Here is a 21,841-nt window from a genome sequence, read left to right on the forward strand (position 1 = left end):
GAAGAGTTCTAATATAGAAGGAAGTCGTTATGACCTACTATCGCCACGCCCTAGTTCTTGCTCACGATGCAATTGATGGAGAAGTTTTACTCACTCATGGCTGCAAAATGGCTCATGCTCTGGGAACAAAACTTACCATTGGCCACATTCGCTCTGACTACCGAGAACTGCAGTATCTCAACGATAATACCATTGTTGATAAGCAATCCAAGCATGTGATTGAAGCCAAAGAAATGTTCTCAGAACTTGCCAAAAACATTGATTTTCCGGCTGGAATTGAAGAGCTGGCCAGCATTACTCGGTTTAAAGATATCGATCATCTCATCAGCGAACGCCCAATCGACCTTTTAATCGTCGGTCATAAAAACCGTCTATTTGGTGTTTTATCATCCTATTCGTTTGAGTTTATTAATCGCATCGATATCGATGTGTTGGTGCAACATATTCACAGTAAAAAATAAAATCCTTAATGGAGGCTTTATGAATAACCAAATTCAGCAGATCACAGCCCGTGAAATACTTGACTCTCGTGGTAATCCTACCATCGAAGTCGACGTGTTTGATACGGCAGGGCGAAGTGCTCGTGCATCTGTGCCATCGGGAGCCAGCACAGGCTCTCGCGAAGCTATTGAATTTCGAGATAATGACAAAAGTCGTTTTGGCGGCAAAGGTGTTTTACAAGCAATTGAACACATCAACCAAACCATTGCTCCGGCGTTGATTGGCTGCGATGCCCGCCAAATGCGCCAGATTGACGCCAAGATGATCGAATTAGATGGGACTGAAAACAAAGCTAAACTTGGTGCGAACGCCATTTTAGGTGTGTCCTTGGCTTGTGCCCGACTGGGGGCTTTGCAATCCGATTTACCACTGTACCAATATCTTGGCGGCACTGGTGCCAACCTGCTACCGGTCCCCTGCATGAACATTATTAATGGTGGCGTACACGCCCGCTGGCAGGGTGCTGACTTTCAGGAATTTATGATTGCACCTTGGGGCGCAGGTAGTATCAGCGAAGCCGTTCGTTGGGGCAGTGAAGTCTATCAAGCCTTGCGCAATGTACTTAAAGAAAAAGGACTCTCAACAGGGATCGGTGATGAAGGTGGTTTTGCACCGCAAGTTAAATCAAACCGTGAACCACTTGAGTACATTGTCCAAGCGATTGAAGCCGCTGGCTTTAAACCCGGAGAAGATGTTGCAATTTGCATAGATCCAGCTTCTAGTGAGTTCGCTGAGAACGGGATTTACACCCTAAAAACAGAAAATGCCAAACTGAACGCCACGCAGATGAGTGACTACTATGCGAAGCTGATCGATGATTTTCCAGTGGTTCTGCTTGAAGACGGTTTAGCCGAAGATGACTGGGAAGGTTGGAAAGTTCTGTATAAGAAACTCGCTGGGCGCGTTGAACTCGTCGGTGATGACATATTTGTAACCAATATTACCTATATCCAACGGGGGATTGATGAACAGCTGGCCAATTCTGCCCTAATTAAATTAAATCAGATTGGTTCACTGTCTGAAACCTTCGATGCGGTCAACCTGTGTCATCAAAACAACTGGGGCACATTTATCTCCCATCGCAGTGGCGAAACCACCGACAGTTTCATCGCTGATATGACCGTTGCCATGCGCGCCGGACACCTCAAAACAGGCGCACCATGTCGTGGTGAACGTGTGGAAAAATACAATCAGCTTATGCGGATTGAACAACAATTAGGCTCAGCTGCAGTCTTTGCTGGGAAAAATGCCTTTATCCGCAATTGCTAAAAATTGAGCCACCTGAGCATTAGCCGGGTTGGTTTGTAACTCTTGAGGCGGGCATTGTTGAATGACCCGCCCTTGTTCTATAAATGCAAACACATTGGCGATCGCACAGGCATCACTAAATTGGTGGGTCACCAATAACACCGCCAGTAGGTGCTCACTGGCCAGATTGCGAACCAACGTTAAACAATCCGCCCGCAAGACCGGATCCAGTGCGCTAAATGGCCCATCGAGTAACAAAATCGGCCGCTGACGAAGCAATGCCCGAGCTAACGCTGCCCGTTGATTCTGCCCTCCGGAAAGAGTACCAGGATAACTGGCCAGCCACTGCGCGATACCTAATTGCTCTGCAACCTTATCAATATGCGCTTGCTCATGACGATCAAGCTTTAATCGACCATTAATTCCTAGCGCTAAATTCTGCTGAACCGTCAAATGCTCAAATAAATTATGCTGCTGAAACAAACTGCTCACAGGCCACTTGGCTACCAGCAGCTCCAGAATCGATTGTCCCTACCACAGCAGCACTCCAGAGGCTGTTTCAAATTCAGCAATCATTGCCAGCCACGTCTTTTGGTTATTGCTGCTGACAGTATTGTCCTTCAAAAGCCTTTTCAGACAGATCATGAAAAGGCTTTCTTGTTTCTGATGGAAGTTACGTTTTTACTTTTGTGGTTGGGCACTTTCTGGGCGAATAAAAACCGGAACCTGGCTGGTGGATTGGGCATCATCGTATTGATAGCCATTTACGTTGAAGGCTTTAATATCTTCGAGCGTTTTACATTGGTTTTGAATTAAGTAGCGAGCCATAAGACCTCGCGCTTTTTTTGCATAAAAACTAATGACTTTAAATTTACCATTCTTCTCATCTAAAAAGTTTGGAGAAATCAATGGCGCATTGAGTTTTTTAATATTGACCGCTTTAAAGTATTCATTAGACGCAAGGTTTACTAATAATTCCCCCTCGCTTAGTTGCTCATTGAGCGCGTTGACAATGGTGTCACCCCAAAATTGGTATAAGTTTGTACCGCGAGGGTTTTCTAGGTGAGTACCCATTTCGAGACGATACGCTTGCATCAAATCAAGTGGTTTAAGCAGACCATACAATCCACTGAGTATGCGTAAGTGGTCTTGGGCGTATTTTATCTCTTTGTTGTTTAGGCTATAGGCATCCAGTCCAGTATAAACATCCCCCATGAAGGTATAGATAGCAGGACGACTGTTGTCTTTGCTGTGTGTTTTTTCCCAAGATTGGTAACGCTCGACATTGAGGGTAGCCAACTTATCGCTCAGTTTCATTAAAGACCCCACTTGCGCGGGGGTGTAGGGCTTTATGGTTTCGATCAGTTGTTGGGCGTCGTCCAGATAGTCGGGTTGAGACACTTCATCAACACTTGGTTTGGAGCTTGTGTCGAGGGTTTTGGCAGGGGATATTAAAAATTTCATAGACATTCCATCGGTTCAAATGTTGCGTTTGTTAAAGATTATCCATAGAGTGTCGATAGATATCTAGAGTTAATGGTAATAGAGATAGGATATGGCTGATAATCTGATCTACCTCCCCATACACAAAAGATCACCCAAGTGTTCTTTTTATGATGCTATTAGTGATAGAGATCTCATCGAATTGCGAGACGCATTTGATCGTGCGCGAGAGCAATGGCCGCTAGAAATTGCAGAGCTACCGGAAAATAATAAAAAATACGCCCACAAAAAGTAAGTTTGGCTGTAAACTAATCTTCTCTTTGTGTTGACTAAGGTCATTGTTGTTATGTTTGCCTTTCTTATTCGCCATTCCTTGGTTTTTATGTTTCTCTCTGCGGTACTAGGGTTTGCGCTGCCTGACCTCTCTGGTCATTTTTTTGTTTTTCTTCCTTATACCTTGTTTTGTTTAATGACGTTAACCTTGTTGGGTATTAGACAAAATGAGTTGCTGCGTCGATTAAAAAAAATCCGTGTCTGGGGGTATGCTTTCATACACAGTGCTGTTTACATGCTGTTTGTTGGCTGTATAGCAGGCCTTTTTCATTTGGATAAAAATTTACAGCTGGCGATGGTGTCTGTGGCGGCAACGGGCTCTTTATTCGCAACACCTGCGATTGTTAGAGCGCTTGGCTTCGATAGTATTGAAGCCATGGCGATGACAATCGCTTCGACCCTTCTTTTACCTGCCGCTATTTTTATTACCCTGCTGATATATCATTCTGGGCATATATCTCTTGACTTAACGTCTTATATGTCACGGTTGATTATATTTATATTTGGGCCAATGTTTTTTTCATTTGTTATTCACAAAACCATACAGAAAAATACGCTAAATATTATTTTGAATCGAATTTCTCCTTATACGATATTGTTTGTATTGGCTTTTCCTTTTGGGTTGGTAGGCAGTTTTAGAAAACTGTTCGATGGGAATCCACATGATGCTTTCATTTATTTAATGGTTGCAGTATTGTTATGTTGTGTGTTTTTTATTGTTTCTTATTGGGTTTATAGAAAATCAGGAAAGGAGTTCGCATTAACCGCAGCTATAACTTCGGGCAATCGAAATGTTTTACTAACCTATACTATTGCTGGAGGGCTGTTAGGGCCTGCTTTTTTGCCTCTTGCGGGCGCACTTCAGATACCAACATCGTTATTGCCAGTGGTTACACGTTACCTTTCTCGTAAAATTGGTTAAGTTTTGTTGTAAATACTCGAATTGGTTACTTTTTGTTGTAGATGCTTGAAAGCTTTAGAATAGAAGCTAATCTTACGATGAATTAAATTGTCTCGAGTCGTTTTATTATTCATACAAAAAATTAAGTGAATAGGCGACAATAAAAATCATTGTTATTCAAGTTATTGTTATTAAAAAGGATGTTTGTCTTCGAAATGTAAGACTTACAAAGAGAAGAGTGGCTAAATAAGGTCCATATTGATGAGAAACAATCTTCCGGTTACAACAAACGAGAAAACCTTTGCCAAAGATGTAAAGCTTATATCTACCACAGATTTAAAAGGCCGTATCACAAATTGCAACAAGGCGTTTTTAGATATTAGTGGATTTGATAAAGAAGAGCTTATTGGTAGTCCTCATAATATCGTTCGTCACCCAGACATGCCAGTTGAAGCATTTGATGTGATGTGGAAGCATTTAAAGCGCGGCGAACCTTGGATGGGGATGGTAAAAAATCGCTGTAAAAATGGTGACTTTTATTGGGTTGATGCTTATGTCACACCCGTTACAGAGCATGGCAAGGTGGTTGGTTATGAATCGGTTCGAACCTTGCCTGATCGAGCGGATGTAGCACGAGCTGAAAAAGTCTACAAAAGAATAAATGCTGGAAAGCGCGTGATGCCACGTGTTGGACTCTCGCTTCCTATGCTGATATTGATTATTGGTGCAGTGCTTGGTGTCGTAGGAGGGTTTGTTGCTGGGCTTTGGGAGGGGATGGCTGTTTTCCTAGTGGCAAGTTTATTGTCGAATGCGTTGCTTTTTATAGGGAGGAACAACTCTGTCAAAACGCTAACGCAAAGGTTATCAACTTCGTTTATGCACCCTCTTGCGGCAATTACCTATTCTGATGCATTACTTTCTACTGGTAAGTTGGATGTGGGGATTAAAAGTCTTAGATCGCGTTTAGATGCGGTGTTAACCCGTATTGAAGATGAGTCCAGTAAAGTATTTGATCAGGCAAATATCGGGTATCGGCTGACGGATGAATCGGCACAAAAAATGACGAGTCAACAGCACGAAACGCAAGATGTGGCGGCAGCTATGCACCAAATGACGACGACTATCAGTGAGGTGTCTGCCCATGTGCAAAGTACTGCTGACGGAGCAAAGGAAACCTCAGACTCCGCACAAGAAGGCAGAAAAGTAATTGAAGAGACACGTCACTCCATTGAAGCATTGAGTCAAACCGTTAATGAAATCAGTGATACCGTGGAAGAGTTATCTGATCGCTCGGAGAAAATCGCTCAAGTGGCACAGATGATTGATCAAATTGCTGAGCAGACGAATTTATTAGCACTGAATGCGGCTATTGAAGCGGCTCGCGCCGGTGAGCATGGTCGTGGATTTGCGGTGGTCGCGGACGAGGTGCGTCAGTTAGCGCAACGAACACAAGGCTCGACACAAGAGATTCATGACATCATCGAAGTGTTGAGACAAAGCGCTAAACAATCAGTTGCAAAAGCCAATCAGGGTAAAGTTGGGGCGGAAAAAGGGGTGCAGCAAATGTTAGCGGCGGAAGCTTCATTAGTGTCTATTGTTTCTGGCGTCTCTGGAATTGCGGATATGGCGAACCAGATGGCGGCAGCCGTAGAGGAGCAAGCCCATGTATCGGAGGACATCAATCAGCAAATCGTCCGTATCTCTAATTTGGCAACCGAAAGTTTAGATAAGGCAAACAGTTCTTCGGAAAGTATTCAGATGTTGCTGACTATTTCTTCAGACTTGCATGAGTTGGTGACTCGCTTTAAGTAAATGTATTCATGATCTTCTAAGGACAGAGGTACTGTTATATGGAAAGGGTTAAAAACTAAAAAGCCGAGTTGGATCACAACTCGGCTTTTTACTGAGGCATAGTTGAAACTAAGGTAAAGGGAGAGGTTTTAAGCGCTCACTAGCCTGATTCATGCTCATCATCACAATGTTCTGACTGCCTTTCGCATCCCCCATTGCTTGAAGTAAGCGACTCAGCTCAGCCATTGCTTCGCTATTTGCATTTAAGTTAAACGCGTTTTCATAGTAGTCTTTGGCTTTGCCCCATAAACGAATAGATTGACTTAATCGCCCACAAACAAGATACAGGTTTGAGCTACGTGGCTCTTTCTTAAGCCAATTTTCGCAGTTGTTTAACAGTTTGTTGCTATTGAGCTCGCGTAAGTTGCCATATTCGTAGATGAGTTCTTCTGACCATCTTTTGTTTAAGCTTTGACGGATAAAGGACTCTGCTTTTTCTTCGTCTTTAAAGGCAATGAGTGTTTGGGCATATAGCTTGCGCATATGATCGTCTTGGGACAGTGAGTCGAGTTTATTCCATAAAGACTCGACGTCCGAGACGAGCGACTTATTACTCTCACCAAGCTTATTGCGGAACTTAATTTTTTCCAAAAGAGCCAAAAAGGCATTACGCTCTAAGTCCAGCATATTTTCTTCATCGAAAATCCCCTCTTTTTTTAGCGTCGGTGTGAGGCTGAGTAAGGCATCCCAATCTTTTAATTTGGTATAGACTGATACCAACATTTTTAAGATCTGCCTGTGTTTTGGTTTGATTTTTTGTAAGCGTAACAGAGAGGCGAGGGCGCCTTCGTAATGTTTTTGTCGAATTTGAATTTGACTTTGTGCAAAGCCGATGGCGAATTCTGCCTCCGGTGTGGATTGGTGAGCGGTACGAAGTAGCGCTTTAGAACGTTCATGCTCTTCTTGTTCACTGGCAGCGTAAGCAGCGCCAATATAGTTGATAAGTGGATAGGAGGCATTTCCTGCACTACTGGTTAGTAATTTTTCGGCTTTTTTCCAGTTTCCGCCGACCAGTTCCAGCATGCCACGAATGGTGTTCTTAGCGGCACGTTTATGGGCTAAGCTGTCAGTAATTTTAGACAGTGAGCTGCTGGGCCTTAGGGCAATAAACAAAATCTTTTTTACCCAACCCAATACAAACAGCGCAATAATGATTGCCGCCACTAACACCCATAAACTGGTTTCGACGGTCACACCATTATAAGCAATTAGCACATAGCCGCTGTCTTGGCGCATGAGCAATCCAATCACCCCGCCAACGACCATCATAATAACAAGGATAAATAAAAGTTTTCTCATGCTTTCGCTCCTTGATCACTTTGATTTTTTGGGGAGCTTTGAGTTGCAGGGGGAGCGATATTTTGTTTGCTTGTTTCTGTTGCCGGAGGGGCTGAGTCCGCAGGCGTGGTTGATTCTACAGGAGTTGAATCTTGTAGTGGTTTTTGAGGTTGTTCTGTGGATTGGGTCCTCTCATTCCAATTCTTCATAAGTGTTTTCATTGCTTCAAGGGAGTCATTAGGTTGTGGCAGATCTGGTGCTGGGTTCACTTGTTGCAATGACGTAATGCTGGCCAAGAAGGCAATAACCTGTTGTGATTTCGTATCAAAATGTTCTGTAACGGCTTTGGCGACACGAGAAAGAGCATTTTGGTAGATTTTTGATTCGCCTTTCACCATGGCGACTTGTGCTACATCAAGTTGCAGTTGCAAACCTGTTACCAGTTGTTGGTATTCGGTTGGCGGTAATAAGGTTTTAATGGGGGTATGATCGTAGTTGATAATGACTAGCGATTTTAACGACTGCCAAAGTTCGCTTAATACACCAGTGACTTTGTCTGTTATTTTTTGAGATTGTGGTTCTGTATTGTTCGCTTGATGATCTTGTTGCCAAGCTTTAGACGGTTCCCGTTGAGGAAGCTGACTAACTTGGTCATACAGCGCATCTAGCTGCAAGTAGCGGCCTTGCAAATCAAAGTGTCGCGTTGATTTAAGCGCCTGAATGTCTTTTGCGATGGCTTTGCGAGCGGCAAAAAACATGGGATCTTGCAGTTCAGCTAAAATCGAGTCAGCGCTGGACAATAAGCCAATGGCTCCTTTTACGTCGGATTCCAAAAGAATGCGCTGGTTGGCAAGGCGAACAAGGTATTCTGCTTCTGCTAATTTCCAGTCTTCTTTTGTATTGTTGTGAATTCGGCTTAATTGTTTTTGGATGGTTTTAATTTGTTGGCTTTGCTGGCTTTGTTCGCTAACCACTTGCTCTGTTTGCTGTTTAATTTGTTGCTCTGTTTGAGCAACTTGACTGGAAAGCGTGTTGATTTGAGAGCGTGATTGGTTATAGGCAACAAGCTGATCGTTTATCTTATCCTGTTGCTGCTGTAACTGTGCAATGGCTCCAGCGGGATTATGGTGTTGAGCTTGATAAAACAGCCAACCACTTGCTGATAACGAGGCAAGAGAGATGACAATACTAGCGCTAAGCAGTGTTTGATTCATTGAAAATGTGTTCTTTTCTCTTTGTGAGTTCTGCTCTTCACGTTTTCTGTCACGGGCCTTTTGGGCACCAGATCGAGTATCTTCTGGCAGCACCTTAGAGGGTTGGCCGTTTTCTTCCAAGTTGGTTTTGTTGTTATCTGTCATTCTTATTTCCTATGTGAAGTTCCGTCGCTGAGATGAGGCTTTGGTCATCGGCACCATTAGCGCATTTTGCCTGTTTCCAGCCCATTTCTATTGCTAGGTCGTTTACTCTAGCACTCGGAGTTAGGATGGGAAGTGCTTTTAGCTCAGGTTTAAATTGTTCAGTATAGCTGTTTAAATTGTCCAAGCTTTCACCACTGGTGATCCAAATAAGATCAATGTCAGGGAGCATAAGAAACGTTTGAGCAACATAAGAAGGTTGTTGTCTCTGATATAAGGACAAGTATTGTATACTCGCCCCCCGTTTTATTAACTGATCTCCGAGCTCCGTTCTCCCGCCTTCCCCTTTAATAATGAGCACTTTTTGGTCGCGCATTTTGACAGGTTTCAGCCATTCTAGCAGTGCCTCAGAGGTATGACCTGGATTGGCAATGGCTGGAATTCCTTGCTCCTGTAATGCTTTAGTTGTGCCCTTGCCAATGCCAATCCAATGGATGCCTTCGGGGATCATTGGCCAGCAGTCATCTAGCCATTCAACACCAAAGCGCACGGCATTTTTGCTGACGAAGATGACATAATGGAACTCATCTATATTAAAGACAAGAGAGCGAATGGCGGCGACTTGATTAGGCTCAGTAAGGGGCGAAATAGAGAGCATCGGAAGAGGGACGGGTAAATAACCATGTTGCTTAGCTCGTTGACAGCTTAGGCTGTTCTCTGGCTCAGGGCGAGTGATTAAAATGCTTAGCTTATTCACCTGTTTACCTTCCGTTAACTGCATATTGTCATGTTATTGATAAATAGCGGCCAAAATAGCGTCAGCGCCTTTTATTAGCAAGTCTTCGGCAACTGCAACACCTAATGCTTTCGCGTTGTCTTTATGGCCAGTGGTTTGGCTTTCAATCATGGTTTTTCCATCAGGGCTACCAACAAGGCCGCGGATAAAAAGGTCATCTCCTGATAAGGTCGCATAGCAGGCAATCGGTGCTTGGCAGCCACCATTGAGCCGTTCATTAACCGCGCGCTCTGCGGTCACACGGATGGCCGTATCATTGTGTTGTAGGGGTGTTAAGAGTTCAATGGTATCAATATCATCGGAACGACATTCAATTCCCATCGCACCTTGACCACCTGCAGGCAAGCTGATTTCCACAGGAATACGCAAGCGAATACGATCTTGCATGTTTAAGCGAATAAGACCAGCGGTTGCTAATATTATGGCATCATATTCGCCTTCATCCATTTTCCGTAAGCGAGTGTTCACATTACCACGTAGGTCTTTGATAACCAGGTCAGGACGGTTCATGCGAAGCTGACAAGAGCGACGCAAGCTAGATGTACCTATGACGCTACCAGCAGGAAGGTCATCAATGGTAGCAAAATGGTTGGACACAAAAGCATCGGTTGGATCTTCTCGCTCGCAAATTACCGCTAAGCCTAACCCTTCTGGGAAAGCCATGGGCACATCTTTCATTGAGTGCACTGCGATGTCAGCTCGTCCGTCCATTAGAGCGTTTTCCAGTTCTTTTACGAACAGGCCTTTGCCGCCGATTTTCGATAAAGGTGAATCTAAGATTTGATCTCCTTTCGTTGTCATGCCTAGCAACTCAACGCGTAGCGTCGGGTATAACGACTCCAATTGAGCTTTCACCTTGTTGGCTTGCCAAAGGGCTAACTGACTTTCTCGAGTGGCAATCACTATCTTATCTTTCACGCTATCTCCTAGTTAAATGTGGGCAGAAGAAATGGGCTATCTGCTTTGAGATCAATGCTGCTAATCATACTCGTTAACGTCGAGAGCGTCATCTTTCTATACTTTATAAGTCGTGACGCTTAAGGTACTCTGTGCGTCTGTTTGAATTTGTGTGGGAACCAACTGAATGACTGATACTAATAAAACCACAAACCAGCAATGGGGTGGTCGTTTTTCTGAGCCTGTGGATGCGTTTGTGGCGCGTTTTACTGCGTCTGTTGAATTTGATCAGCGTATGGCAAAGCAGGATATTCAAGGATCGATAGCGCATGGCAAAATGCTTGCCAGTGTGGGGGTTTTGACCGAAGAAGAGCGAGATCAGATTATTCAAGGTCTGACAGAAATCGAGGAAGAGATCGCTCGTGGTGAGTTTGCATGGTCAGTTGAGCTGGAAGATGTACATATGAACATCGAGGCACGGCTGACACAAAAAATTGGTATTACTGGAAAAAAACTGCATACCGGACGCTCCCGTAATGATCAGGTAGCCACCGACATTCGCCTCTACTTGCGTGACGAAGTAGATTTTTTATTGGAAGAAGTTACCCGTTTGCAACAAGGTATTTTGAGCTTGGCCGAAAAAGAGGCGAATACCATTATGCCAGGTTTTACTCACCTGCAAACGGCTCAGCCAGTCACCTTTGGTCACCACCTTATGGCCTGGTACGAAATGGCGCAGCGTGACTACGAACGTCTTGTTGATTGTCGTAAGCGGATTAATATCTTACCTCTTGGGGCGGCGGCGCTTGCTGGAACGACTTATCCGATTGATCGAAATATGACCGCTGAATTACTCGGTTTTGAGCGCCCGACTTATAACTCTCTTGATTCTGTTAGTGATCGTGATTTTGCCATTGAGTTTACCTCGACGGCTTCTATCATCATGATGCATTTGTCTCGTTGGGCGGAAGAAATGGTGATGTGGGCCTCAGCTCAATTTAACTTTATCTTCTTGCCGGATCGTTTTTGTACGGGCTCATCTATTATGCCTCAGAAAAAGAACCCTGATGTACCAGAATTAGTACGAGGAAAAACAGGTCGTGTCTATGGGCATTTAATGGGCTTGCTGACTTTGATGAAATCGCAATGTTTGGCCTATAACAAAGACAACCAAGAAGACAAAGAGCCATTGTTTGACACTGTTGATACATTAAAAGGTTCATTACGTGCCTTCGCGGATATGATTCCTGCGATTGAATCTCGTCAGGAAAATATGTACGAAGCAGCACGCCGTGGTTTCTCTACCGCGACGGATTTAGCGGATTACTTGGTTCGTCAAGGTGTGGCTTTCCGTGATGCTCACGAAGTGGTGGGCAAAGCTGTTGGATATGGTGTGAAAGAGGGCAAAGATCTTTCAGAAATGACACTAGAAGAATTGCAGTCCTTTGGAAGCATGATCAAAGGCGATGTTTTTGATGTCTTAACGTTAGAAGGTTCTGTAGCGGCTCGCGATCATATTGGCGGAACGGCACCTGCTCAAGTACTGAAAGCAGTTGAGCGAGCAAAGTCGGATCTAGCTTTACGAGATTGATCCTGCCCTGTTTGCTTTAATTAATTGGCTGTTTAAATGAAAGCCCGCTCTGCGAGTAAACACTTAACCAATGAAGATATTAGTCTAGTGTTTACTCACAGAGTGGGCTTTTTGCTAGCTTGCACCCGTCTGATTGCCTCCTATGTAAGATCTAGACTAGTCAGTTGATTTAGATACGAATTGTTTGCGCTCACCTTCCCTTTTCATGATTACAAAAAAATCACTCACAATTACATATAGATATAGTTTTTTAACATAAAGTTACATTTTTTTTTGATTGCATCGTTATTCTTTAACAATATCGAGCATGATTTGCCATGATCTATTCCATAGTATAGCCAAAGGTTTACTTAGCACATCCGTTCTATCCGTTCTAGATGACTCTAGAAGAAGGCGTTAGAGAACCCTAGTGTGGCCGTTTTGTCTGTCGGGCTGTTAGAAGGGGTCTAGCGCGTAGGAGTACATAAAAGAGCGTGGTTAACTTTTCTTGGAGTTCACAATGAATGTTAATGACTTTGAGGCTTTTAAGGAAAAGGCTAATTGTAAAAATATAGATTTTCAGGCTTTCAGTAGGGATGAAGAGTTTAAGAACTCTTTCTGGGGCGTGATTAATGAAATAAACGAAGCTATAAACTTTCATATTGATAGCGAAGGCGTATTAAACACTTCATTAGAGAAAAACATACCTTCTTCATATTCTCTTTTTGTTCCAGAAGAAAATACACAAGACGAACATTTTGAATTAGTGAACACAGTTATAAAAGAGAAAGAGGATCCGTTATTTAACTCCCGTTTTGCTTTGATTAATATTGGTGAACGTTAATGAATATTGCTTATATCTCTTCACCTAAGGGAGGCGTCGGAAAGACAACGATAACGGCTAACTTATCCCTTTCTATGCAACGTTTAGGCTATCAAGTTATCGCCATTGATCTAGATCCTCAAAACAGTTTACGTCACCATTTTGGTCTTGATATGCATGATGCTAGAGGATTAGTTACTTTATTAAGTCCTGAGATAAATTGGCAAAGCTATCTATTGGAAACATCAAGTGGCGTTTCTATATTACCCTATGGACAGTCTAATAGAGATCAGAAAAAAGCATTTGATAATAAATTGACGAGTATGCCTAATTTTTTATATGAAAAATTAGGACAGTTAGTGCTCCCTGAGAAATCTATTATCTTAATCGATTTACCATCTGGAGACAGTAGAGCTTTAGAATGTATTGAGAAAGTGCCTTCTGTTGAACTGATAGTTTTAACAGCTGATGGTGAGTCTGTTGTTACTTTGCCTTTGGTAATGGCAGGAAAAAAAACCTTTTTCATTATTAATAAAGTATCTCGCCCTCATCGTTTGAATCGAGATATTACGGATTTTTATGAGCAAAAGCTTGGCTCATTATTAATGGGAAATATTCATAAAGATGAGGCTGTACCAGAATCCTTTTCTATTAAAAAATCCATCTTCGATTACTCCCCTTATTCGTCATTTATTAGTGATCTGGATGCTATATCTCGAAGCTTAAGCCGAGTTTTTTGAATTTTAAAGAAGGACTTCTTCGTGAATGAAAAAAATCATAACCAATGGGTATTTGATGTATTTCGTGTTGGTCTGCTTGTTGTTTTATTTTTGTTTATAGCGCTTGTTGTTGTCACCCCCCTGGATCTGCGTAATCAAACTCTTTTTGCGATTATTAGTGTGGTCTTTATGCTGTTTATGAGTGGTATAAAGTTCAGATTTGTAAGAATCGTTCTCATTTTATTGAGCGTTATTGTTTCTACTCGTTATTTATATTGGCGAATGGTTAATACATTACCATTGTCATCACCATTAGAATTTGTTCTAGGTTGTGGCCTTTTGTTGGCTGAGGTTTATGCATGGGTTATTATGCTGCTTGGTTATGTGCAGACTATATATCCTTTAAAGAGAAAAATATACCCGTTGCCTAAAGATTATAACACATGGCCAACCGTTGATATTTATATACCAACTTATAATGAAAGCTTAGATATTGTCCAAGATACGGTGCTAGCCGCCATTAATATTAGTTATCCAAAAGACAAAGTAAAAGTATATCTCTTAGATGACGGAAAACGACCTGAGTTTGGAAAATACGCAGCTTCGGCTGGTGTTGGTTATATTACGCGTTCTAATAATGAACATGCTAAAGCCGGTAATCTGAATAATGCTCTAAAACAGACACAAGGGGAGCTGATCTGCATCTTCGACTGTGATCATGTGGCTACTAAGTTATTTTTACAATCGACGGTAGGTGCATTTATTGCTGATCCTAAGTTGGCGTTAATGCAAACTCCCCACCATTTTTATTCGCCAGATCCATTTGAGCGCAACATGGACAAAGCGAGTCATGTGCCTAGCGAAGTTGAGTTGTTTTATGGTCCAGTTCAAGAGGGGAATGATTACTGGAATGCCGCATTCTTTTGTGGGTCTTGTGCGGTTATAAAGCGTTCTGCATTGGAAGATATTAATGGTTTTGCGGTAGAAACCGTGACAGAGGATGCTCATACGGCATTACGGTTACAGCGTAATGGCTGGAATACTGCCTATTTGAGTATTCCCTTGGCGGCAGGTTTGTCAACTGAACGATTGGCGCTTCACATTGGGCAACGTGCTCGGTGGGCACGAGGGATGAGTCAAATATTTCGGATTGACAACCCTTTGTTAGGTAAGGGGCTGGCCTTACACCAACGACTTTGTTATTTAAATGCCATGCTCCATTTCCAGTTTCCCTTAGCAAGAATTGTATTTATAACTGCCCCGCTTGCCTATTTACTGTTTGGTCTCAATGTTATTCATGCGTCGCCTTTTGTATTATTAGCCTACGCATTACCTCACCTTATTCACTCTATTAAAACCAACACTTTAGTGCAAGGTAGACATCGTTTTTCTTTCTGGGGTGAGGTTTATGAAACTGTATTATGTTTTGCTTTAGTAAAACCTACTCTATTGACACTTTATAACCCTAAAAAGGGAAGCTTTAATGTGACAGAAAAAGGGGGGACGTTGAAAGAAGGTTTTTTTGACGCAAAATCGGTGCGCCCTCATTTAGTTATTTTATTAGTTCTGATTGTTGCTATTGTATGGGGGATAACCCGTACTATTTTATATAAGTACTATAGTATAGAGCCATTTTCTTTATTGCTGAATATTTTTTGGGCATCTTTTAGTGCGATGATTATTCTGGCTTCTTTGTCCGTTGCTAGAGAGTCCAAACAAGAGCGTCAATCTGTCCGTATAAATATAGATTTAAAAACAATTTTATATTTAAATAATGGAAAAACATTAGTGACAAAATCTTATGATTTGTCAATGGGAGGAATTAGAGTAGATTCGTTAAAACTTTCTATCAGTGAAGCAAAAGAAATAGATTATATAGAGATTTTTTTTGATGGAAAGGCTTTGTTATTTCCTGTTGAATATATCTTTTCAAATGAAAAAAATATACGTTTTCGTTTTAAGTTTTTACCTATAAAACAGCGAAGACATCTTGTGGAAGTTGTAATGGGACGTGCGGATGCTTGGTTGAATAGATCAGATAAAAAAGATCAGATAATAACATCTTTAATAACTGTAGTACGTCAAAGTGTTAGCTTGTTTTCAAATAGTGATCGAAATTCAGGATGGAAGAAATGGTGTAGACAGTTTTTTGGGTATTGGAAAGTGCGTATTTTTTTTATTTTTTTGATCTCTTTGTTATCAATTTCTATCACAAGTAGGGTATGGGCAAGCGACATTGTTTATAACCAAATATTATCACTTGAAGCTGCGGGTTTTCATAAGCCTTTAGAACTTTATGATAATGGTAGTCAAATTGGTGCTTATATTACGTTAAGAAAAGATGAGTATGTTAGTAAAGCAGATTTTCATTTGTCTTTTAAATATCCAGATATTGTGTTTCCTGAAGATAGCTTTTTGCAAATTAAATTGAATGGACAAGTTATAAAGGAAGTGCCTTTAGATACTTTTAGTTCTTCAGGTATTTCCTTGTCAATTCCCATTAGTCCAGACTTGATATTAAGTAAAAATAATCTCTCTTTTAAAATATTAGATAAAAATAGTAGTCAATGTACAGGGGCTGATAAAACAAAACTCAGACGTGTAGTTATTAGTAATAAATCAAGCTTCTCTTTCATTAGTCATCCTTTAGTTGTTGGAGGTGATTTGGCTGGTTTGCCTAGACCTTTTTTCGATCCTTATCAGATGATGGGGAGTACTATTCCCATTATTTTGCCAAGAGAAAGTCCGTCTAGTCTTCTTGAAAGTGCTGGAGTTATAGCCTCTTACTTTGGAATGCTAGCTAAGCAAAAAACAGTCATATTTCCTATTAGCGAGGATAGTTTTCCTGAGGCTAATGCGATTGCTTTGGTTATTGGTAATAAGTTTTTTGGAAGACACCTTCCTCCATTATCAGGGCCTGAAATACGCTTGATTGATAATCCAAAAGACAGGCATTTTAAGATTATGCTAGTAATGGGGCGTAATGATAAGGAGTTGAAGGAAGCGGCTCAATTTTTTGCAGAAAGCAAAAAAATGAATGGCAATTCATTTTCTGTGCCAAAATTGAGTCTTCCCAAGAGCCAACCCTATGATGCGAAGAGCTGGATCAGAATCGATCACCCTACACTTTTCTCTGAGATATCCAAGCCAGCAGATTTAATATCAAAAGGAATACATCACTCAGAGATTGATGTCTACTTTCGCGCTCCGCCTGATTTATATCAATGGCGAAATCAATCTGCGTTTATGAAGGTTAACTACCTTTTTCCTGAGAGTGGTTTTAGCAAGCATAACTCTAAGCTAGACGTTACGTTAAATGGTAAATATTTGACCTCTTTAAGAGTGAATGAAACTGGAATGTGGGCCAGTCTGAAAGCGTTACTTGGGTATGATATTAGAAAGCAAAGTGCCACCATCTCTATCCCAGCCTCGTTATTGTATGGTGAAAACAGCTTGCAGTTTTATTTTGATTTAAAGCCAAAAACGGCTGCTGATTGCCAAGAGTTTAATAATATAGGGTTAGTTAGCCGAATATTGCCATCTTCCACCTTAGATCTTACAAAGTTGAGGCATTTTACATCACTACCTAATTTGTCGTATTTCGTGAGTTCTGGGTTTCCTTTCACGCGGATGGCAGATTTGTCCGATACGGTTGTTGTGCTACCTAAGCATCCCTCGAAATCTGAGTTATCCACATTTCTAGATACTATGGCCAAAATGGGAGCTTTTACTGAGTCGCCGGTGTTTAACGTTCATGTAAAACAAGGGTTGTCTTTTGATCCCGAAACACAAGGGAAAAATGTTCTAGTGATCGGGCGTATTAGTCGTTTAGAAAATTCGAATATGTTGCAGGGATCGCCGTTTAAGTTGATTCAACGTCATTTGATTTTAACGAAACGTTCTATTTGGCAAAGATTAAAACTGTTTTTACTTAACAATGAAGGGAAAGACGAGAAAGCGGCTAGTAGCGATCTCCTACGACAGGATGCATTTTCGGGTTTGTTAAGTTTTCCTTCACCTCAAAGTGTATCCAAAACAGTGGTAATTATAGCATCCAGCGATGACAAGCTGATTGCGACTCAACGGCGCCTTTTTTCTTCTGGTGTAAGTGCTTACATACATGGTGATTTAGTCGTTGTTGGCAATGAAAATATTCGCTCTTATCAAGTAGGTGCAACTTATGGCTATGGTGAGTTGTCTTGGTATAAGAGAACTCTTTGGTACTTTAGCCAACATGTTTTTTTACTTGTCAGTATTTTGTTGGCGGGTGTGTTACTCGGAGCACTGTTGCTTTATCCCATTATAAAACGCAGGGCAGTAAAAAGGCTTTCTGAGGTAAGGAAAGAAAAAAATGAATAGTAAAAAGTGTTCACTAGTATCTGTACTGCTAATGGTGTTTTCTTCTCAAGCATTTAGTGCTCAGAATAGTACTGAGCAAAATCAATATAATACTTTGTTTCAGCAAGCCGATTTTTGGATGGCAAAACAGCGCCCTAATTTAGCGGAAGACTCTTTACAACGAATCCTATTATCTGATCCGAATAATCTTAAAGCTTTGTATAAATTAGCTCAATTGTCGGCTCAGAATCATGATGCTGAGGCAAAAAAACAGTATATTGATAAAATTAAAAGTATCGACCCAGATAGTCTGTATCTTGAACGATTACAGAATCCTTTATCACACAGCTCTCTACTATCCAAAGCTAGGTCATTGTCTTCTGAAGGGCAATACTCGCAAGCTGTAAGCTATTATCAAAAAGCATTTAACGGGCATGTGCCTCCTGAAGAGTTTGCTGTTGAATATTATTTAACTTTGGCTGGCACCAAAGGCGGGGTCGATCAGGCCCGTGATGCTTTATATAAACTTTATCGAGAGCATCCTGATGACAGTGTTTTTAAGATTGCTTACGCTAAGGTGCTAACTTACAAAGAATCTACCCGTCGACGGGGAATTGAAATATTAGAAAAAGAAGATAAGTCGCACCCTGATGTGGATAAAAGTTGGCGTCAAGCATTGCTTTGGTTAGGGGCTAACTCCTCAGATCGTAGGTTGTACGATGCCTACTTGAGCAAATATCCTAACGATCAAGAAGTGGCTGATCACTTTAAAAAAGCGACAACATTAACTGCTACACAAGCTGGTTCAATGGCTAGGGTTAGAGGGTATAAAGCGTATAAAAAAGGCCAGAATGATGTTGCATTAAGGGAGTTTAGACTGGCGTTGAGATATGACAAACATGATGCCGCTTCAATTGCTGGGATTGGGTTAGTAAACCTGAGCCTGAATCATCTTAAGGTTGCGTATGAATATTTGGATAAAGCAATCAAGTTAGCGCCTAATGAGGCTGATCAATGGACTGCTGCGAGAGACAGTGCCTATTTTTACGCTCATTTAAATGACGTGAAGCAATTAGCTAAAAATGGACAATACGATAGCGCTTTATCTAAGCTCGATACTTTGAAGTATTATAACGATAAACAGGAATTAGATGCTCAGATCACTAAGGCGGATATTCTTCAAAAGGAGAATAAGCTGACGCAAGCGTTGATTATTTATAATAGTATACTTATTAAAGACAGCACAAATCTTCCTGCTCGAATTGGTCTTATGCATGTGTTACAAAAGGAAGATGAATGGGGAGAAGCCAGTGCCTTAGTACAGACATTGCCGCCTTCTGTTCAAAAAGAATTTAAACAAGAGGCTTTAAGTCAGGCTTTAGTACTCAAATCAGAGGCTGAATCACAATCCGCATCAATGGCTTTGAGCACATTAAGGCAGGCTTCTAATTTGGCACCAAGTGATCCATGGATTCGTTTAGATTTAGCCCGCACTCTTAATAAAGTAGATAATCCCCAAGCTGCAGAGTCATTGCTCGCTCGTGGCGTTAAACAGTATGGTACAGCAACTGATCGTTATGTGGCTGCTTTGTATGCACAAGAGCAAAAACACTGGTCAGATGTTATTGCAATGCTTAAGCCTATTCCAAAGGTTCAGCAAGATAAAAAAATTATCCAACTAAAGAATATGGCAACTTTGGAGCTCTCACTAGTGCGTATTAAACAGCTTCAAAATGTTGGTGATATGATGGGGGTTCGCAAGATTATTTCGACACTTTATCAGACGACTCCAAGTAGTGTGTCCGATGAGGGGAGTATTGCCTCTGCGATTTATCAAAGTGGGCAGCATGATTTGGCTTTGTCTTATTTGCAGACTTATCCACCAGCTTTAGATCAGCCTGTTGAGGATTATCGTACTTTGTTAACGGTAATGGCCAAGGCTGGTGATCCAGATGATGCAAGCCACTTACTCCAGCAATTATCAGGTCGTCAAGTGCTTTCTAGTGATGATCATCTAGCGATACATCATATCCGTAATGATTTGACGATTATACAAGCTGATAAACTCAGAAACGATGGACAGTTAGCACAGGCTTATGAACTATTAGCCGATAGAATGCGTTTGTATCCGAATAATGCTGATTTGTTGTTAGCGATGGGGCGTTTGTATCGAACTGGTCATAAAGACGATAAGGCATTGCAGATTTATCAGTATGTGTTCAAAACAAACCCTCAAAACCTAAGTGCCATAGAAGGTGTCGTATCGATAGAGTTATCATTGCAAAAGTTAGATTTGGCAAAAGCTACTGTGGATGATGTGCCTAAAGGAATAGCGAATAATCCTAGGGTGTTGTTGTTGAAGGCTCGAGTTGAATCGGCACTGGGTAATAATAGTGATGCCTTGAAGGCTTTGTCTCAAGCAAGAGCAGTATTGCAGACAAATTACTCAGGGGACGTATCTGGAGTGAATACAGATATTTTTACTTCTAAAAACCCTTTTATAGATTCTGACTTTAATGAGAATCAGGGAGAAGTGTCTGGTAATCAAGTATCAGAAAGCATTGCACGGCCAATTTGGTTGCCTGGCAATGGAGCTAAGAAGTCAGAGGTGTTTAATAAGCAGAATAACGATACAGACAAAACGTCGTTATCTTATCAAGTTTATCAATTGACAAAAGCGATTCAGAAAAAGAATGCGACGTATTTGAAGATAGGGGCACAGATTCACTCTAGGAGTGGCGAGTCAGGCTTGAGCCGACTCGATAGCATAGAGGCACCTGTTATCGTTAATACGCCTTATGCAAATGGTCGTTTCCAGTTAACCGTCACGCCAACCGTATTAAATGCTGGTAGTGACTCCAACAACCCTGAGTTATTTGGAACGAATGCTGTGTTTGCGAGCACGGCGGCCACACCAAGTCAAAATGATGGAGGTGTTGGGCTTAATGTGTCTCAACAGTGGCAAAGATTAAAGCTAGACCTTGGTACAACACCACTAGGATTTCAAGAAAGTCACTTGGTTGGAGGTGTTAATTGGCAGCCGTATTTGGCTGATCATCTCTCTCTTAATGTCAACCTTGAGCGTCGAGCGGTCAAGGACAGCCTACTATCGTATGCTGGAACATCTGATCCTACAACACGTGAACAATGGGGAGGGATAACTAAAACAGGAGGTACATTGGGCCTTAACTTTGATAACAGCGTAATCGGCTTATACGGCAATGCGGGTGCTTACCGCTATCAAGGTAATGGTGTACAAAGTAACCTTAAGCTTCAAACTTCTATAGGTGGTTATTTTCATATTGTAAATAATGAGACACGCCAGCTGTTGGCTGGCATGGATATCACTATTATTAGTTTTGATCATAATGTGAGCAAATACTCACTAGGGCATGGTGGCTATTTTAGTCCACAAAACTATGCGGCGCTTACTTTGCCCATCACGTTATCTGAAAAACATGAAAATATGGATTTTACGCTTAAGTTTAGTCCAGGCTTCCAAAGTTTTTCAGAAGACTCCGTGCCTTTTTATCCCGAGAATTCGTCTTTTCAAGGACAGCTAAACAGTCTTGTTTCAGAGAATAAGAGTAAGCTCAAGAAATCCTTTTACGATTCTGAAACAACGCGGGGTTTTGGTATTAGTCTATCAGGAAAGGCAACCTACCATCTGAATCCGATGTTAAGCGTATACTTTGGTGCTGGATACGATAATTTTGGTGATTATAATCAAGTGTCGGCTTCATTAGGTGCAAAATACTTAATAGGTACAACAAACTAAACTGTTTGAG

The 21,841-nt window shown here is 41.5% G+C and carries 16 protein-coding genes; 10 read left to right on the forward strand and 6 right to left on the reverse strand.

Annotation, left to right across the window (positions count from 1 at the left end; all coding sequences use genetic code 11):
- Positions 1 to 29 precede the first annotated feature (29 nt).
- Together AC0VYI_RS06190 and eno are read left to right on the forward strand one after the other, a co-directional pair.
- The gene (locus AC0VYI_RS06190) at positions 30 to 461 is read left to right on the forward strand and encodes an adenine nucleotide alpha hydrolase family protein (protein WP_475448007.1); all 432 of its coding nucleotides are present in this window, start codon (positions 30 to 32) and stop codon (positions 459 to 461) included.
- A gap of 19 nt (positions 462 to 480) precedes the next feature.
- The gene (gene eno / locus AC0VYI_RS06195) at positions 481 to 1,770 is read left to right on the forward strand and encodes a phosphopyruvate hydratase (RefSeq protein ID WP_475448009.1); all 1,290 of its coding nucleotides are present in this window, start codon (positions 481 to 483) and stop codon (positions 1,768 to 1,770) included.
- Here eno and AC0VYI_RS06200 read toward each other — a convergent pair.
- Positions 1,723 to 2,241, reverse strand: coding sequence for an ATP-binding cassette domain-containing protein (locus AC0VYI_RS06200; RefSeq protein ID WP_475448011.1), 519 nt, complete (start codon positions 2,239 to 2,241; stop codon positions 1,723 to 1,725). The genes eno and AC0VYI_RS06200 overlap by 48 nt on opposite strands.
- 189 nt (positions 2,242 to 2,430) lie before the next feature.
- Positions 2,431 to 3,213, reverse strand: coding sequence for a peroxide stress protein YaaA (yaaA, locus tag AC0VYI_RS06205; RefSeq protein ID WP_475448013.1), 783 nt, complete (start codon positions 3,211 to 3,213; stop codon positions 2,431 to 2,433).
- A 91-nt stretch (positions 3,214 to 3,304) separates the two neighbouring features.
- Here yaaA and AC0VYI_RS06210 point away from each other — a divergent pair, with 91 nt between their 5' ends.
- From AC0VYI_RS06210 to AC0VYI_RS06220, 3 genes are all read left to right on the forward strand, one after another.
- Positions 3,305 to 3,487, forward strand: coding sequence for a hypothetical protein (locus tag AC0VYI_RS06210; RefSeq protein WP_199476994.1), 183 nt, complete (start codon positions 3,305 to 3,307; stop codon positions 3,485 to 3,487).
- Positions 3,488 to 3,661: 174 nt separating this feature from the next.
- Positions 3,662 to 4,447: a hypothetical protein gene (locus AC0VYI_RS06215; protein ID WP_475448015.1), complete on the forward strand. Its 786-nt coding sequence runs from the start codon at positions 3,662 to 3,664 to the stop codon at positions 4,445 to 4,447.
- Positions 4,448 to 4,687: 240 nt separating this feature from the next.
- Complete coding sequence (locus AC0VYI_RS06220; protein ID WP_475448017.1) at positions 4,688 to 6,238, forward strand: methyl-accepting chemotaxis protein; 1,551 nt, start codon at positions 4,688 to 4,690, stop codon at positions 6,236 to 6,238.
- Positions 6,239 to 6,346: 108 nt separating this feature from the next.
- On the opposite strand, the gene AC0VYI_RS06225 is transcribed toward AC0VYI_RS06220, so the two are convergent.
- From AC0VYI_RS06225 to hemC, 4 genes are read right to left on the reverse strand one after another with little or no spacing between them, the layout of a single operon-like run.
- Positions 6,347 to 7,576, reverse strand: a complete 1,230-nt coding sequence (locus AC0VYI_RS06225; RefSeq protein WP_475448019.1) for a heme biosynthesis HemY N-terminal domain-containing protein — start codon at positions 7,574 to 7,576, stop codon at positions 6,347 to 6,349.
- Positions 7,573 to 8,913, reverse strand: coding sequence for a uroporphyrinogen-III C-methyltransferase (locus tag AC0VYI_RS06230; RefSeq protein ID WP_475448021.1), 1,341 nt, complete (start codon positions 8,911 to 8,913; stop codon positions 7,573 to 7,575). Before AC0VYI_RS06230 ends, AC0VYI_RS06225 begins: the two co-directional genes overlap by 4 nt.
- A complete protein-coding gene (locus AC0VYI_RS06235) occupies positions 8,903 to 9,691 on the reverse strand; it encodes a uroporphyrinogen-III synthase (protein WP_199476999.1) in 789 nt (262 codons plus the stop codon). The genes AC0VYI_RS06230 and AC0VYI_RS06235 overlap by 11 nt, the downstream gene beginning before the upstream one ends.
- A gap of 9 nt (positions 9,692 to 9,700) precedes the next feature.
- Positions 9,701 to 10,624 carry a hydroxymethylbilane synthase gene (gene hemC / locus AC0VYI_RS06240; protein WP_475448023.1) on the reverse strand — a complete coding sequence of 308 codons (924 nt, stop codon included), beginning with the start codon at positions 10,622 to 10,624 and terminating at the stop codon, positions 9,701 to 9,703.
- A 166-nt stretch (positions 10,625 to 10,790) separates the two neighbouring features.
- Between hemC and argH the strand changes: the two genes are divergently transcribed.
- The 5 genes from argH to AC0VYI_RS06265 all read left to right on the forward strand — a co-directional run bounded on the left by argH (position 10,791) and on the right by AC0VYI_RS06265 (position 21,831).
- Entirely contained in the window at positions 10,791 to 12,194 is a 1,404-nt protein-coding gene (argH, locus tag AC0VYI_RS06245) for an argininosuccinate lyase (protein WP_475448024.1), read from the forward strand.
- A 499-nt stretch (positions 12,195 to 12,693) separates the two neighbouring features.
- Positions 12,694 to 13,017 (forward strand): hypothetical protein, encoded by a 324-nt coding sequence (locus AC0VYI_RS06250; RefSeq protein WP_475448026.1) that lies wholly within the window; start codon positions 12,694 to 12,696, stop codon positions 13,015 to 13,017.
- Positions 13,017 to 13,736 (forward strand): cellulose biosynthesis protein BcsQ, encoded by a 720-nt coding sequence (bcsQ, locus tag AC0VYI_RS06255; RefSeq protein ID WP_475448028.1) that lies wholly within the window; start codon positions 13,017 to 13,019, stop codon positions 13,734 to 13,736. Before AC0VYI_RS06250 ends, bcsQ begins: the two co-directional genes overlap by 1 nt.
- A 21-nt stretch (positions 13,737 to 13,757) precedes the next feature.
- Positions 13,758 to 18,074 (forward strand): UDP-forming cellulose synthase catalytic subunit, encoded by a 4,317-nt coding sequence (gene bcsA, locus AC0VYI_RS06260; protein WP_475448030.1) that lies wholly within the window; start codon positions 13,758 to 13,760, stop codon positions 18,072 to 18,074.
- Positions 18,067 to 21,831 (forward strand): cellulose biosynthesis protein BcsC, encoded by a 3,765-nt coding sequence (locus tag AC0VYI_RS06265; protein ID WP_475448032.1) that lies wholly within the window; start codon positions 18,067 to 18,069, stop codon positions 21,829 to 21,831. Before bcsA ends, AC0VYI_RS06265 begins: the two co-directional genes overlap by 8 nt.
- Positions 21,832 to 21,841 lie beyond the last annotated feature (10 nt).

It is taken from the genome of Marinomonas sp. 63XJN7_9_ISO-PGPR-S23-217 (assembly GCF_056173515.1).